Source organism: Pseudomonas sp. NBB (genome assembly GCF_032701105.1).
In the GTDB taxonomy this organism is placed as follows: Bacteria; Pseudomonadota; Gammaproteobacteria; order Pseudomonadales; family Pseudomonadaceae; genus Aquipseudomonas; species Aquipseudomonas asiatica.
In genome coordinates this window covers 4,920,683-4,936,139 of sequence record NZ_CP103994.1, presented here as the reverse complement: position 1 = coordinate 4,936,139, position 15,457 = coordinate 4,920,683, and the positions used below count along the sequence as shown (strand labels likewise).

Here is a 15,457-nt window from a genome sequence, read left to right as displayed (position 1 = left end):
CATGCAAGGCGCGATGATACGTCAGCAGCAACCCGTTACCGGCCGTAGCAAGCCGGTGCCGCGTGGTGCCAGCAGGCTGGTGGCCGACGAGCCCGTATCGGCGCGCCTGCCGCGGCCAAGCCTGGGTGGTCTCAAGCGCCTGCTGTGGCCGGTGCTGTTGGTGGCGGCCGGTTTTGGCGCCTACGAGGGCGCCATTCGCCTGATGCCATATGCCGACCGGCCGATCACCAAGATCGACGTGCAGGGCGACCTCAGCTACATCAGCCAGCAGTCGGTGCAGCAGCGTATCGCGCCCTATGTGGCAGCGAGCTTCTTCAGTGTCGACCTGCCGGCGATGCGCGCAGAGCTCGAGCAGATGCCGTGGATCGCCCACGCCGAAGTGCGCCGGGTGTGGCCCGACGAGGTGGTGATCCGCCTGGAAGAGCAGTTGCCGGTAGCGCGCTGGGGTGACGAAGCCTTGCTCAACAACCAGGGCCAGGCCTTCACCCCGCGCGAACTGGCCAACTACGAGCACCTGCCGCAGCTGGCCGGGCCGCAGCGTGCTCAGCAACAAGTCATGCAGCAGTATCAGGTATTGAGCCAGATGCTGCGCCCCCTGGGCTTTTCCATCGCTCGCCTGGAGCTGCGCGAGCGAGGCAGCTGGTTCCTGACCACGGGCGCGAGCAGCGCCGGGCCGGGCATCGAGCTGCTGCTGGGGCGCGACCATCTGGTGGAGAAGATGCGCCGTTTCATTGCCATTTACGACAAGACACTCAAAGACCAGATCACCACTATCGCCCGCATTGATCTGCGTTACTCCAACGGACTTGCCGTTGGTTGGCGGGAACCGATTGCACCGACGACGGCCCAACCCGCCGTTGCGAAGAATTAGAGAGAGGCAGGACCATGGCAAACGCGCATAGCGGCAAAATGATCGTCGGGCTGGACATCGGCACCTCCAAGGTGGTGGCGCTGGTGGGTGAAGTGGGCGAGGACGGCACCCTGGAAATCGTCGGGATCGGTACTCATCCGTCCCGCGGCCTGAAAAAAGGCGTGGTGGTGAACATCGAGTCCACCGTGCAGTCGATCCAGCGCGCCGTGGAAGAGGCGCAGCTGATGGCAGGCTGCCGCATCCACTCGGCCTTCGTCGGCGTGGCCGGCAATCACATCCGCAGCCTGAACTCCCACGGCATCGTCGCCATCCGCGACCGCGAGGTCAGCCTGGCCGACCTGGAGCGCGTACTCGACGCCGCCCAGGCCGTTGCCATCCCGGCCGACCAGCGCGTGCTGCACACCCTGCCGCAGGACTACGTGATCGACAACCAGGAAGGCGTGCGCGAGCCGCTGGGCATGTCTGGCGTACGTCTGGAAGCCAAGGTCCACGTGGTCACCTGCGCGGTCAACGCGGCGCAGAACATCGAGAAGTGCGTACGCCGTTGCGGCCTGGAAATCGACGACATCATCCTCGAGCAGTTGGCCTCGGCCTACTCGGTGCTGACCGACGATGAAAAAGAGCTGGGCGTGTGCCTGGTGGACATTGGCGGTGGCACTACCGACATCGCCATCTTCACCGAGGGCGCGATCCGTCACACCGCGGTGATTCCGATTGCTGGCGACCAGGTGACCAACGACATCGCCATGGCGCTGCGTACTCCGACCCAGTATGCCGAAGAAATCAAGATCCGCTACGCCTGCGCCCTGGCCAAACTGGCTGGCGCCGGCGAGACCATCAAGGTGCCGAGCGTGGGCGATCGCCCACCGCGCGAGCTGTCGCGCCAGGCCCTGGCCGAGGTGGTGGAGCCACGTTACGACGAGCTCTTCACCCTGATCCAGGCCGAACTGCGCCGCAGTGGCTACGAGGACCTGGTGCCGGCCGGCATCGTTCTCACCGGCGGCACCGCGAAGATGGAAGGCGCCGTGGAACTGGCCGAGGAAATCTTCCACATGCCGGTACGCCTGGGCGTACCGCACAGCGTTCGGGGGCTCAGCGACGTGGTTCGCAACCCGATCTATTCCACCGGCGTGGGCTTGCTCACCTACGGCCTGCAGAAGCAGACCGAAGACCTGCCCCTGACCGGTAACAGCAGCAACAACAGCTATGGCGATGAACCGAAGGCTCCAGTGCTTGAACGCTTCAAGCGCTGGGTCCAGGGCAATTTCTAAGTTTCAAAGCAGTAGTGGTAGGCGCGACAACTAGAGAACTGTAAGGAGAGGGAAAATGTTCGAGCTCGTAGACAACGTCCCGCAAAGCCCGGTCATCAAAGTGATCGGTGTTGGCGGTGGTGGCGGCAACGCCGTCAACCACATGGTCAAGAGCAGCATCGAAGGCGTGGAATTCATCTGCGCCAACACCGATGCCCAGGCGCTGAAGAACATCGGCGCGCGCACCATCCTGCAATTGGGCACTGGCGTGACCAAGGGCCTGGGTGCTGGTGCCAATCCGGAAGTCGGCCGTCAGGCCGCGCTGGAAGACCGTGAGCGCATCGCTGAAGTGCTGCAGGGCACCAACATGGTGTTCATCACCACTGGCATGGGTGGCGGTACCGGTACCGGTGCAGCGCCGATCATCGCCGAAGTGGCCAAGGAAATGGGCATCCTCACCGTCGCCGTGGTGACCCGTCCGTTCCCGTTCGAAGGCCGCAAGCGCATGCAGATCGCCGATGAAGGCATCCGCATGCTGGCCGAAAGCGTCGACTCGTTGATCACCATCCCCAACGAGAAGCTGCTGACCATCCTGGGCAAGGATGCCAGCCTGTTGTCCGCCTTCGCCAAGGCCGACGACGTACTGGCCGGTGCCGTGCGCGGTATCTCCGATATCATCAAGCGCCCGGGCATGATCAACGTCGACTTCGCCGACGTGCGTACCGTGATGGGTGAAATGGGCATGGCCATGATGGGTACTGGCTGCGCCAGCGGCCCGAACCGTGCGCGTGAAGCCACCGAGGCAGCGATCCGCAACCCGCTGCTGGAAGACGTCAACCTGCAGGGCGCCCGCGGCATCCTGGTGAACATCACCGCAGGCCCTGACCTGTCGCTGGGTGAGTACTCCGATGTGGGTAGCATCATCGAAGCCTTCGCCTCCGACCACGCCATGGTCAAGGTCGGCACCGTGATCGACCCGGACATGCGTGACGAGCTGCACGTGACCGTGGTGGCTACTGGCCTGGGCGCGCGCATCGAGAAGCCTGTGAAGGTGGTCGACAATACCCTGCAGACTGCCCAGCAGGTGTACGAGGCCTCCAACCCGGCGCCGGTTCGCCAGGAGCAGCCTGCGGTCAACTACCGTGACCTGGAGCGCCCGACCGTAATGCGCAACCAGGCTCATGCAGGTGCCGCTGCAGCCGCTAAACTGAACCCTCAGGATGACCTGGACTACCTCGATATCCCGGCATTTCTGCGTCGTCAGGCTGATTAATGGAATTTATCAGGGGTATAAAGGTGATTGGTATTCATCAAAGGTTGGGTCTGTTATCATCCCCAGCCTTTGTTGATACCTGTTCGCAATTTGCGCTGAAGCGGCCAATGCCATGATTAAACAACGCACCCTGAAGAATACCATCCGTGCCACAGGTGTCGGTCTGCACTCCGGGGAGAAGGTTTACCTGACCCTCAAGCCTGCACCTGTTGACACCGGCATCGTCTTCCGCCGCGCCGACCTCGACCCTGTGGTCGAAATCCCGGCGCGCGCGGCCAACGTCGGCGAGACAACCATGTCGACGACGCTGGTCAACGGTGACGTCAAGGTCGATACGGTCGAGCACCTGCTCTCCGCCATGGCGGGCCTGGGCATCGATAACGCCTACGTCGAGCTCTCCGCCTCGGAAGTGCCGATCATGGATGGCAGCGCCGGACCCTTTGTATTTCTGATTCAGTCTGCCGGCCTGGAAGAACAGGACGCAGCCAAGAAGTTCATCCGCATCCTGCGTGAGGTAACCGTGGAAGAGGGCGACAAGCGCGCCACTTTCCTGCCTTTCGACGGCTTCAAGGTGAGCTTCGAGATCGACTTCGATCATCCGGTCCTCAAGGGCCAGACCCAGAGTGCGGTCGTCGACTTCTCCAGCACCTCGTTCGTGAAGGAAGTCAGCCGCGCCCGTACCTTCGGCTTCATGCGTGACATCGAGTACCTGCGCAAGCACAACCTTGCGCTGGGTGGCAGTGTCGAGAACGCCATCGTGGTCGACGAGACCGGTGTGCTCAACGAAGACGGCCTTCGTTCCGATGACGAATTCGTCAAGCACAAGATCCTCGACGCCATTGGCGACCTTTATCTGCTGGGCAACAGCCTGATCGGCGAGTTCAAGGGCTACAAGTCCGGCCACGCGCTGAACAACCAGCTGTTGCGCAAGCTGATTGCCGAAACCGATGCCTGGGAAGTGGTCACCTTCGAAGATGCCAGCACGGCACCGATCTCGTACATGCGCCCTGTTGCGGCCGTGTAAGTTCGAACACTCTCTAGTTCATTAAGGCCACCTTCGGGTGGCCTTTTTTATGGCTTGTCCCGGGCGTGGGCGGCCAATCGTTCCAGTGCTGCGCGCAGCTTGGGGTCAGTGATGCCCTCGGCGGTATCGCGCAGGCTCTCGGCTGCGTTATTGGACAGTTCTGCGGCATTGCCACCACGCTTGGCTGGCACCAGCGGGGGCTGGACCTTGTACAGGATGCGCCTGAGGTTGGCGAATGCCTCCATGGCCTGTAATGCAGACATCAAGCGTTTCTGCTGATAGCGCAGGCGGGTTGCCCAATGGCCGTCTGTCACCACCAGCAACAATGTGCCATCGCGCCACGACGCCACATGGCAATGCTCGCGGGCGGCCGGTTGCAGCTGGCTTTCCAGCAGGCGCTGCAGGTGCTCCAGGCGTTCGGCCTGGTTCAGCAGCAGGCGCAGCGGGCGGACCTGGCGGAGCAGGGCCGAGGGCGGCTGGGCGGGGGAGGGTTTGTAGGCCATGGGGGTACGCATGAGGTTACATGGTCCGCAGTCTAACATCTCTATAGCCTGCACTGGCCTCTTCGCGGGTGAACCCGCTCCTACACGCACGGCACTGCCCTTGATGTGTAGGTAATCCTGTGGGAGCGGGTTTACCCGCGAAGTGGCCGGCACAGATAACAAAAGACAAGACTCATTCTCGATACGTTTCATCTTCCCGAACCTTGAACTCAGGGAAAATGCCCCTATCTAAAACAAGCCCCCGCCAAAACGCTGTCCAAGCATCGTGGAAATCCACCACTTTCCTCACCATCGTTTCCGGGTAGAATGCTCGTTCGCATGCGGCCTCAGGGCTGCACGGGCGACTCATGGGGCCGCCCTCCATCCCTACGTGTGGAAGATCCTGCCGATATGTTTGCGCCTTTGTTAAAGAAACTTTTTGGAAGCAAGAACGAGCGTGAAGTCAAACGCATGCTCAAGACGGTGAACATCGTCAATGCTCTCGAAGAGAAGATGGTGGCCCTCTCCGACGAGCAACTGCGGGGCAAGACCGCAGAGTTCAAGGAGCGCCTGGCCAAAGGCGAGACACTGGACCAGTTGCTGCCTGAAGCCTTCGCCGTGGCCCGTGAGGCCGGCAAGCGCGTGATGGGCATGCGCCACTTCGACGTGCAGCTGATCGGTGGCATGACCCTGCACGAGGGCATGATCGCAGAAATGCGTACCGGTGAAGGCAAGACCTTGGTCGGTACCCTGGCCGTGTACCTCAACGCATTGTCCGGCAAGGGCGTGCACGTGGTCACCGTCAACGACTACCTGGCCCGCCGCGACGCCAACTGGATGCGCCCGCTGTACGAGTTCCTTGGCCTGTCGGTCGGCATCGTCTCGGCCTTCCAGCCGCCGGAAGAAAAGCGTGCCGCCTACGCGTCCGACATCACCTACGGCACCAACAACGAATTCGGTTTCGACTACCTGCGCGACAACATGGCGTTCAGCCAGGAAGAGAAGTTCCAGCGTGAACTGAACTTCGCCGTGATCGACGAAGTCGACTCCATCCTCATCGACGAAGCGCGTACCCCGCTGATCATTTCCGGCCAGGCCGAGGACAGCTCCAAGCTGTACATCGAGATCAACCGTCTGATCCCGCGCCTTACCCAGCACATCGAGGAAGTGGAAGGCCAGGTCACCCAGGAAGGCCACTTCACCATTGACGAAAAGAGCCGTCAGGTCGAGCTGAACGAAGCCGGTCACCAGTTCATCGAAGAGATGCTCACCCAGTCCGGCCTGCTGGCCGAGGGCGAGAGCCTGTATTCGGCGCATAACCTGAGCCTGCTGACCCACGTCTATGCAGGCCTGCGCGCGCACAAGCTGTTCCACCGCAACATCGAGTACATCGTCCAGGACGGCCAGGTCCTGCTGATCGACGAGCACACCGGCCGTACCATGCCGGGCCGCCGTCTGTCCGAAGGCCTGCACCAAGCCATCGAAGCCAAAGAGAACCTGAACATCCAGGCCGAGAGCCAGACCCTGGCTTCGACTACCTTCCAGAACTACTTCCGCCTGTACACCAAGCTGTCCGGCATGACCGGTACCGCTGACACCGAAGCGTTCGAGTTCCAGTCGATCTATGGTCTCAACGTGATGGTCATTCCGCCGAACAAACCGTTGGCACGTAAAGACTTCAACGACCTGGTGTACCTGACCGCCGACGAGAAATACGCCGCGATCATCGCCGACATCAAGGAAAGCATGAAGCAGGGTCGCCCGGTGCTGGTGGGTACTGCGACCATCGAAACCTCCGAGCACATGTCCAACCTCCTGAAGAAGGAAGGTATCGACCACAAGGTGCTCAACGCCAAGTACCACGAGAAGGAAGCCGAGATCATCGCGCAAGCCGGTGCGCCAGGTGCCCTGACCATCGCCACCAACATGGCCGGCCGTGGTACCGACATCCTGCTGGGCGGTAACTGGGAAGCCGAAGTGGCAGCCCTGGAAAACCCGACCGCCGAGCAGATCGCCCAGATCAAGGCCGACTGGCAGAAGCGTCACCAGCAGGTGATCGAGTCGGGTGGCCTGCACGTGATCGCTTCCGAGCGCCACGAATCGCGCCGTATCGACAACCAGCTGCGTGGCCGTTCCGGCCGTCAGGGCGACCCGGGCTCCAGCCGCTTCTACCTGTCGCTGGAAGACAGCCTGATGCGTATCTTCGCCTCTGACCGGGTGAAGAACTTCATGAAGGCGCTGGGCATGCAGTCCGGCGAGGCCATCGAGCACCGCATGGTCACCAACGCCATCGAGAAGGCCCAGCGCAAGGTCGAAGGCCGCAACTTCGACATCCGCAAGCAGTTGCTGGAATACGACGACGTGGCCAACGAGCAGCGCAAGGTGATCTACCACATGCGCAACAGCCTGCTGGCCGCCGAGAACATCGGCGACACCATCGTCGAATTCCGCAAGGAAGTACTGGACGCTACCATCAGCCAGCACATTCCGCCGCAGTCGCTGCCCGAACAGTGGGACGTGGCCGGCCTGGAGGCTTCGCTGGCCAGCGATTTCGCCATGAAGCTGCCGATCCAGCAGTGGCTCGACGAGGACGATCACCTCTACGAAGAGACCCTGCGCGAGAAGCTGCTGAACGAAATCACCACCGCGTACACCGAGAAGGAAGACCAGGCCGGTATCGAAGCCCTGCGTACCTTCGAGAAGCAGATCCTGCTGCGTGTGCTGGATGACCTGTGGAAAGACCACCTGTCGACCATGGACCACCTGCGTCACGGTATCCACCTGCGTGGTTATGCGCAGAAGAACCCGAAGCAGGAGTACAAGCGCGAATCCTTCAGCCTGTTCCAGGAGCTGCTCGAGTCGATCAAGCGCGACACCATCCGCGTGCTGTCGCACGTTCAGGTACGCCGCGAAGACCCGGTCGAAGAGGAAGCACGCCTGCGCCGCGAGGCCGAGGAACTGGCCAGCCGCATGCAGTTCCAGCATGCCGCTGCTCCGGGCCTGGAAAGCGAGCAACTGAACGAGGAGGGCGCCGAAGTGGCCGTTGCCTCGGCACCGGTGCGCAACGAGCAGAAGCTGGGCCGCAACGAGCCGTGCTGGTGTGGTTCGGGCAAGAAGTTCAAGCATTGCCACGGGCAGATCGAGTGATCTGACCTGAATTGGGGCCGCGGTGCGGCCCTATCGCGACACAAGGCCGCTCCCACAGGGATAGCGCACAGCCGCAACGCTGCGCCATCCTATGTAGGAGCGGCCTTGTGTCGCGATGGGGCGCGAAGCGGCCCCGCTTTTTGCAACTCAACCGTATTTTCTAGGAGCGCTCTAATGGCTGTTGGTCTTGGTCCTTTGCCCACCCTGCACCCGGTTCCGGGTTTTGAACTCGGCATCGCTTCTGCCGGCATCAAGCGCCCGGGGCGCAAGGATGTGGTGGTCATGCGCTGCGCCGAAGGCTCCAGCGTGGCTGGCGTGTTCACCCTCAACGCCTTCTGCGCAGCGCCGGTGATCCTGTCCAAGCAGCGTGTACAGGGCACCGTGCGCTATCTGCTGACCAACACTGGTAACGCCAACGCCGGCACCGGCGCGCCAGGCCTGGCCGCCGCCGAGCGCACCTGCGCCAGGCTGGCCGAACTGGCCGGCGTACCGGCCGAGTCGGTACTGCCATTCTCCACCGGCGTTATCGGCGAGCCGCTGCCGGTCGAGAAGATCGAAGGCGCACTGCAGGCCGCCCTCGACAACCTGTCGGAAAACCACTGGGCTGAAGCTGCCACCGGCATCATGACCACCGACACCCTGCCCAAGGGGGCCAGCCGCCAGTTCCAGCACGATGGCGTGACGGTTACCGTCACCGGCATCAGCAAGGGTGCAGGCATGATCCGCCCGAACATGGCCACCATGCTCGGCTACATCGCCACCGACGCCAAGGTTGCCCCGGCGGTGCTCAAGGACCTGATGCTGGACGGCGCCAACAAGTCGTTCAACCGCATCACCATCGATGGCGACACCTCGACCAACGACTGCTGCATGCTGATTGCCACTGGCAAGGCCAACCTGCCGGAAGTCACCGAAGCCAGCGGCGCACTGTTCGAAGCTCTGAAAAAGGCAGTGTTCGAAGTGTGCATGGAAGTGGCCCAGGCCATCGTCCGTGACGGCGAAGGCGCCACCAAGTTCGTTACCGTGCAGGTCAACGGCGGTGGCAACCACCAGGAATGCCTGGACGTCGGCTACGCCGTGGCCCACTCGCCGCTGATCAAGACTGCGCTGTTCGCTTCCGACCCCAACTGGGGCCGTATCCTCGCCGCCGTCGGCCGTGCCGGCGTACCGGAGCTGGACGTGAGCCTGATCGATGTGTACCTGGACAGCGTGTGCATTGCCAGCAAAGGCGGCCGTAGCCCGAGCTACACCGAAGACCAGGGTGCCAAGGTTATGGCCCAGGAAGAGATCACCATCCGTATCGAACTGGGTCGTGGCCAGTGCAGCGAAACCATCTGGACCACCGACCTGTCCCACGAGTACGTGAAGATCAACGCCGAGTACCGTACCTGATGTAGCTGGGGCCGCTTTGCGGCCCATCGCGACACAAGGCCGCTCCCACAAGGACCTTCGTACACCGCCCCATGTGGGAGCGGCCTTGTGTCGCGAAAGGGCTGCAGAGCAGCCCCAGAATTCCCAAACGATGGAGCCGAACCATGAGCTATCACCTGATCATCGGCGACAAGCTGTATTCCTCCTGGTCGCTGCGTGGCGCCCTGGCCCTCGAGCTGGCTGGCGTGCCTTACGAAGAAACACTGATCAAGCTGAACCAGCCTGACACCCGTCAGCGCATCCTCGCCTTTTCGGCTACCGGCAAGGTACCGCTGCTCAAGACCGAGCACGGTGTGATCGCCGACTCGCTGGCCATTGCCGAATACCTCAACGAACGCCACCCCGACGCGCAGCTGTGGCCTGCCGACGTGGCGGCCCGGGCCCAGGCCCGTTCGGCCTGCGCGCAGATGCACAGCGGCTTCTTCGCCCTGCGCGGCGCGATGCCGTTCGACCTGTCCCGCGACCAGGCGCTGGACGGTGTGCCGCTGGAGGTTCAAATCGATATCGACCGTATCGTTGCACTGTGGTCGGAATGTCGCCTTGCGGCCAAGGACAGCGGCCCGTTCCTGTTCGGCAGGCCGAGCCTGGCTGATGCCTTCTTCGCCCCGGTGGCGGTGCGCCTGCGCACCTACCGTGTGGAAGTGCCAGCAGAGGCAGCGGCTTATATCGAAACCATTTATCAGTGGCCAGCCTTCCAGGCCTGGCAAAAGGCTGGCCTGGCGGAGCGTGAAGGGTGAAACGGATTCATGTTGTAGCTGCTGTCATTCGCGGTACTGACGGCCGTATTCTGATCGCACGGCGCGCCGATACCCAGCACCAGGGCGGTCTGTGGGAATTCCCGGGCGGCAAGGTAGAAGAGGGTGAGGGCGTCGAGGCGGCGCTGGCCCGCGAGCTGCGCGAGGAGCTGGGTATCGAGGTGAGCCGTTCGCGCGCGCTGATCAAGGTCAGCCACGATTACCCGGACAAGCAGGTGCTGCTGGATGTGCGCGAAGTCGAGGCATTCGCCGGCGAGCCGCATGGCGCCGAAGGGCAGCCGCTGGAATGGGTTGCTCCACGCGATTTGCCCCAATACGAATTCCCCGAGGCCAACAAGCCGATCGTTGCAGCCGCGCGCCTGCCGGATCAGTACCTGATCACCCCCGATGGCCTGGAAGTGCCGCAGATGCTCAAGGGCATCCAGAAGGCAGTGGCCAGTGGCATTCGCCTGATCCAGTTGCGTGCCCCGGACATGTACGATCCCAAGTATCGCGATGTGGCGGTGGATGCGGTCGGCCTTTGCGCGGGCAAGGCGCAGCTGATGCTCAAGGGGCCGCTGGAGTGGCTGGGTGACTTCCCAGCCGCGGGTTGGCACCTGACGGCTGCACAACTGCGCAAATATGCCGCCAACGGCCGGCCGTTCCCCAAGGAGCGCTGGTTGGCGGCGTCCTGCCACAGTGCCGAAGAGCTGGCGCTGGCGGAGCAGATGGGCGTGGACTTCGTCACCTTGTCGCCGGTGCAGGCAACCCGGACACACCCTGAGGCGGTGCCGCTGGGGTGGGACGAGGCACAGCGGTTGATTGCCGGGTTCAACAAGCCGGTCTACCTGCTGGGTGGGGTAGGGCCGGGTGAGCGTGAGCAGGCCTGGGAAGCGGGGGCACAGGGTGTGGCCGGGATCCGGGCGTTCTGGCCTGAGATCTGAGTCGCCTGTAATTGGGGCCGCTTTGCGGCCCATCGCCGGCAAGCCAGCTCCCACAGAGGCAGCACAGACCGGGCTCTGTGGGAGCTGGCTTGCCGGCGATGGGCTGCGCAGCAGCCCCAGAAATATCAGCCGTTTGGTTTCTCAGCAGGCTGCCACAAAACCTCCGCCACCCCCTGCCGCCGCCCAATGATCCGCGCGGCCACGAACAGTAGATCCGAAAGCCGGTTGATATACGCCAACCCAACCCCCGCCAACGGCTCCAGCGCATTCAGCTGCTGGCACCGCCGCTCCGCACTGCGCGCCAGGCTCCGGCACACATGCGCCTGTGCCACCAGCGCCGAGCCACTGGGCAAGATGAAGTTTTTCAACGGCCCCAGCTCTTCATTCCACACATCGATCGCTGCCTCAAGCCGCTCCACCTCCGCCAGGTCCAACGCCTGATAACTGGGCATCGCCAGCTCACCGCCCAGGTCGAACAGGCGGTGCTGACACGGCGCCAACACCGCGCTCACTTCATCCAGCCCTTGTTCGGCCAGCCCCGCCAGCAGCAAACCCAGCTGGCTGTTCAGGCTGTCCACCTCGCCAATCGCCTCGATTCGCGGGTGGTCCTTGGGCACTCGGCGCCCGTCGCCCAGGCCGGTTTCGCCTTTGTCGCCGGTGCGGGTGTAGATCTTCGACAGGCGGTAGCCCATGTCATTTCTCCATTTTGGCCGGCGCCACCGCTGCCGGCTGGCCAAGGGGCAGGCGCAGGGTGAAGCAGGTGCCCTGGCCGGGCGTGGACTGCACTTCCATCTGCCCCTTGTGGTTGTTGGTGATGATGAAGTACGAGACCGACAGCCCCAGCCCGGTACCCTGGCCGATTTCCTTGGTGGTGAAGAACGGCTCGAAGGTGCGCTTGCGCACCCCTTCGGGCATGCCGACGCCGTTGTCCTCGACCTGGATTTCCGCCCATGGCGGGCTCAAGCGGGTGCGCAGGGTGATGCGCCCGGGCTCGCTCGGCTGTGGCCGCTGGTGGATGGCCTGGGCCGCGTTTTTCAGCAGGTTGAGCAGCACCTGCTCCAATTCGTTGGCGGTGCACGGCACCGGCCCCAGGTCGGGGTCGAACTGACGCACGATGGCCTGGCCCTTGAAATCGAAGCCTATGGCCAGGTCGAAGTCGTTGCTGGCAATTTCCACCGCCTGATCGATCAGCGCCGGCAGGTCGCACGGCGCCAGCTGACGGTTGCTGCGGCGGCTGAAGCTGAGCATGTGGGTGACGATCTTCGCTGCCCGGGCACCGGCCTGCTGGATGCCGTCGAGCAATTGCGGCACTTCGCGGCTCTCCAGGTAGCGGTTGACCGTGGGCAGGTCGATGCCCAGTTCCTCTGCCTGTTCCTGATTGCGCGGCAGTTCTGGTGACAGGCGCCGGCGGATGTTCTGCACGTTATGCAGGATCGCGCCCAGCGGGTTGTTGATCTCGTGGGCCATGCCGGCGGCCAGGCCGCCGACCGAAAGCATCTTTTCCGATTGCACCATCATTTCTTCCAGCGACAGGCGCTGGGTGATGTCGTCGATACGGATGACAACGCCACGGCCGCCGCCACCGGTCAGCGGGTAGAAGGTCAGGGCGTAGTGGCGCAGGTCGTCACCCTTGGGCCAGGTGACCCGCTCGATCTTTGCCACCCGGTGCTTTTCCACTGTTTCCTTCAGTTGCGGCAGGAACGGCTTGAGCGGTTCGAAGGCAATGAAGATCGGCTGGTTCAGCGCCTCGTCCAGAGGCGTGCCGGAAAGTACCGTGGCTTCGTGGTTCCACTGGGTCACGTAGAGCTGTTCATCCAGGGCGATCAGCGCCGAGGGCATCGAGTCGATGATGCTGTTGAGGTAGTTCTGGAAGCCGGTGAGTTTTTTCTCGATCTTGCTGCGCACCTGGACTTCCAGTTCCAGCTTGCGGTTGGTGTGGCGGGTTTCCTCGGCCAGGCCCTGGGCCTGGTCGTAGGCCTCCTGAAACTCGTCGCGGGTGCGCTTGAGTTGCTGTTCGCGGGCTTCGATGCGCGAGAGCATGGTGTTGAACGCTTCGGCCAGGCTGCCGATTTCGTCGTCGTTACCGCGCTGCGCGCGCAAGGCATAGCTCTCTTCGCGGGTGACCTGGCGGCTGAGCTCTTCGAGCTGGTTGATCGGCTGGGTGATCAGGCGTTTTATCTGTCGGGCGATGACGATCCACAGCAGGATGCTGAACACCAGGATGCCCAGGCTGGCGCTGAGGGTGCCGGTATAGAAAGCCGTGGGCAGTTCACTGCTGGCCACCAGCAGCAGGTGTGCGGGCGGGTTGGCGTCACGTGGCATGCGGATCAGCTGGGTGCTGCGAAACTCCATCAGGCGCCAGCCGTCGATGTTGCGAAAACGCTTGGGCAGTGCCAGCGGCTCGCCGTGCTGCAGCTGCGCCAACATGCGGCCATCGCCACCGTAGACGGCAGCGGCGCGCAGCGGCGTGTAGCTGTCCAGCTCTTTCAGCAGGGCGCTGGCGGTGTCCGGTGTATCGCCGGCGCGCGCCGCCAGTTGCGGGTTGGCCACCAGCCGGCCGATGGTGTGCAGCGCCTGTGGCGCCATGCTTTCCTGGGTGATCCAGTAGGCGGCGCTGATGAAGGTGAGGTTGGCCACCAACAGGATGGTCACCAGCAACACCAGCAGGGCTGCCAGCAGCTTCTGCCCGACCGGGAGGTTTTCCAGGCGTTGGCGCAAGGTCATGGGCTAGGCAATGTCCGTATCCGGTTGAAAGGGCTGCGTCAGTCGCAGGGCAAACCACGCACACGCAGGTTATCGACCAGGTGCTGCAGCAGGCGTTCCAGCTCTGGCAGCTGTAGGCCATGACGGCCGGCGGTGCGGCAGGCATGGCCAAGCAGGTAGTGCACCTCGGTGCGGCGGCCTGCGCGTACATCCTGGTACATGGAAGAGTAGTTGGCCGCAGTGGCGAGGATCACCCGCTGCACTTCCTCGTTCAGCCCGTCTGCCGCTTCTGGCTGGCCACAGCGGCGCAGCAGTTGGGCCAGCTCGGCGCACAGCGCATCCACTTCGCCCAGGTGCCCCAGCAGCCCGCCGTTCTGGCAGTCGTGCAGCACGGTCAGCGGGTTGATGGCGCAATTGAGTGCCAGCTTGCGCCACAGACGGGTAAGGATATCCACCGTCCACTCGGCAGGGATGCCAGCCTGATGCAGGTCATCGAACCAGGCCGGGATCGTCGGGTTGCGTGGGTCACCCAGCCAGTTGAAGCCGTGGCCGGCAAAGCGTACCTGCCAATCTCCCTCGCGGAATGCGCCTTCGGTACTGGAGGCGAAGATGCAGCGTGCATGGGGCACCAGGTCGGCGACCTCGTCCTGGCTGCCCAGGCCGTTCTGCAGCAGAACCACCTCGGCGTCTTCGGCCAGGCGAGGTGCCACGCCGGCGATGGCCGGGGCGGCGTCGTAGGCCTTGCAGGCCACCAGCAGGCGATGGATCGGGCCGTGTGCCTGCGCGGTTTCGGCGGGGATGGCGTAGTGGCGGGACTGGTCCTGTTCGACCAGGGTCAGGCCGCCGGCCTGCTGGTAGGCCTGCAGCCGCTGCCCGTCACGCAGGATCAGGCGCACTGCCTTGCCCGCGCGCGCCAGGCGGCAAGCCCACAGGCTGCCCAGGCTACCGGCGCCGAGAATATGCCAGGTGCTGCTCATATGCGTTTCGCAACCCGTTATAATGAGCCCGCATTTTAACCGTCAAACCCAGCGCGCTCCATCTTCAGCCTGAGCGCGCTTTTATTTTGGGAGAACAACCATGCCTTCGTTCGACGTGGTATCGGAACTGGACAAGCACGAAGTGCAGAACGCGGTCGACAACGCCATCAAGGACCTGGACCGTCGCTACGACCTCAAGGGCAAGGGCACCTTCGAGTTCAAGGACAAAGAGCAGACCGTGATGCTCACCGCCGAGGAAGAGTTCCAGCTCGAAGCGATGCTGGAAATCCTGCGCCTGGCGCTGGTCAAGCGCAAGATCGACGTGAAGTGCCTGGAAACCAAGGACCCGTATGCCTCGGGCAAGGAAAAGAAACAGGAAGCCAAGTTCCGCGAAGGTATCGACAAGGATCTGGCGAAGAAGATCGTCGCCACCATCAAGGATGCCAAGCTGAAAGTGCAGGCCGCCATCCAGGGCGAGCAGGTACGCGTTACCGGCAAAAAGCGCGACGACCTGCAGGAAGCCATTGCGCTGCTGCGTACCAAGGAATTCGACATGCCACTGCAGTTCAATAACTTCCGCGACTGATGTGGGCATCGCCCGGAACCCCGATGGCCAAATGA

13 protein-coding genes are annotated in these 15,457 nt (G+C 63.1%); 9 read left to right on the top strand and 4 right to left on the bottom strand.

Features of this window, described 5'->3' with window-relative positions:
• The first annotated feature begins 1 nt into the window (after position 1).
• The 4 genes from NY023_RS22830 (at position 2) to lpxC (ending at position 4,418) form a co-directional block, all read left to right on the top strand.
• Entirely contained in the window at positions 2–871 is an 870-nt protein-coding gene (locus NY023_RS22830) for a cell division protein FtsQ/DivIB (protein WP_012274056.1), read from the top strand.
• A gap of 14 nt (positions 872–885) precedes the next feature.
• A complete protein-coding gene (gene ftsA, locus NY023_RS22825; RefSeq protein WP_015271706.1) occupies positions 886–2,142 on the top strand; it encodes a cell division protein FtsA in 1,257 nt (418 codons plus the stop codon).
• A 55-nt stretch (positions 2,143–2,197) separates the two neighbouring features.
• Entirely contained in the window at positions 2,198–3,394 is a 1,197-nt protein-coding gene (gene ftsZ, locus NY023_RS22820; RefSeq protein ID WP_003260772.1) for a cell division protein FtsZ, read from the top strand.
• A 112-nt stretch (positions 3,395–3,506) separates the two neighbouring features.
• A complete protein-coding gene (lpxC, locus tag NY023_RS22815; RefSeq protein WP_003260771.1) occupies positions 3,507–4,418 on the top strand; it encodes a UDP-3-O-acyl-N-acetylglucosamine deacetylase in 912 nt (303 codons plus the stop codon).
• A 47-nt stretch (positions 4,419–4,465) separates the two neighbouring features.
• Here the strand turns inward: lpxC and NY023_RS22810 are convergent, their stop codons facing one another.
• A complete protein-coding gene (locus NY023_RS22810) occupies positions 4,466–4,921 on the bottom strand; it encodes a DUF721 domain-containing protein (protein ID WP_023661964.1) in 456 nt (151 codons plus the stop codon).
• A gap of 390 nt (positions 4,922–5,311) precedes the next feature.
• On the opposite strand from NY023_RS22810, the gene secA reads away from it, so the two are divergent.
• The 4 genes from secA (at position 5,312) to NY023_RS22790 (ending at position 11,156) form a co-directional block, all read left to right on the top strand.
• Positions 5,312–8,047, top strand: a complete 2,736-nt coding sequence (gene secA, locus NY023_RS22805) for a preprotein translocase subunit SecA (protein WP_015271704.1) — start codon at positions 5,312–5,314, stop codon at positions 8,045–8,047.
• 174 nt (positions 8,048–8,221) lie between these two features.
• Positions 8,222–9,439 carry a bifunctional glutamate N-acetyltransferase/amino-acid acetyltransferase ArgJ gene (gene argJ / locus NY023_RS22800; RefSeq protein WP_013974105.1) on the top strand — a complete coding sequence of 406 codons (1,218 nt, stop codon included), beginning with the start codon at positions 8,222–8,224 and terminating at the stop codon, positions 9,437–9,439.
• A gap of 143 nt (positions 9,440–9,582) precedes the next feature.
• Positions 9,583–10,215 (top strand): glutathione S-transferase family protein, encoded by a 633-nt coding sequence (locus NY023_RS22795; protein WP_013974104.1) that lies wholly within the window; start codon positions 9,583–9,585, stop codon positions 10,213–10,215.
• Complete coding sequence (locus NY023_RS22790) at positions 10,212–11,156, top strand: Nudix family hydrolase (protein WP_013974103.1); 945 nt, start codon at positions 10,212–10,214, stop codon at positions 11,154–11,156. The genes NY023_RS22795 and NY023_RS22790 overlap by 4 nt, the downstream gene beginning before the upstream one ends.
• Before the next feature lie 125 nt (positions 11,157–11,281).
• Here the strand turns inward: NY023_RS22790 and NY023_RS22785 are convergent, their stop codons facing one another.
• From NY023_RS22785 to NY023_RS22775, 3 genes are read right to left on the bottom strand one after another with little or no spacing between them, the layout of a single operon-like run.
• The gene (locus NY023_RS22785; RefSeq protein WP_013974102.1) at positions 11,282–11,848 is read right to left on the bottom strand and encodes a cob(I)yrinic acid a,c-diamide adenosyltransferase; all 567 of its coding nucleotides are present in this window, start codon (positions 11,846–11,848) and stop codon (positions 11,282–11,284) included.
• A 1-nt stretch (position 11,849) separates the two neighbouring features.
• Positions 11,850–13,880 (bottom strand): ATP-binding protein, encoded by a 2,031-nt coding sequence (locus tag NY023_RS22780; protein WP_013974101.1) that lies wholly within the window; start codon positions 13,878–13,880, stop codon positions 11,850–11,852.
• A gap of 38 nt (positions 13,881–13,918) precedes the next feature.
• Positions 13,919–14,836 carry a putative 2-dehydropantoate 2-reductase gene (locus NY023_RS22775; protein WP_013974100.1) on the bottom strand — a complete coding sequence of 306 codons (918 nt, stop codon included), beginning with the start codon at positions 14,834–14,836 and terminating at the stop codon, positions 13,919–13,921.
• Between the two features lie 100 nt (positions 14,837–14,936).
• Here NY023_RS22775 and NY023_RS22770 point away from each other — a divergent pair, with 100 nt between their 5' ends.
• Positions 14,937–15,422: a YajQ family cyclic di-GMP-binding protein gene (locus NY023_RS22770; protein ID WP_013974099.1), complete on the top strand. Its 486-nt coding sequence runs from the start codon at positions 14,937–14,939 to the stop codon at positions 15,420–15,422.
• The last annotated feature ends 35 nt before the right edge of the window (positions 15,423–15,457 follow it).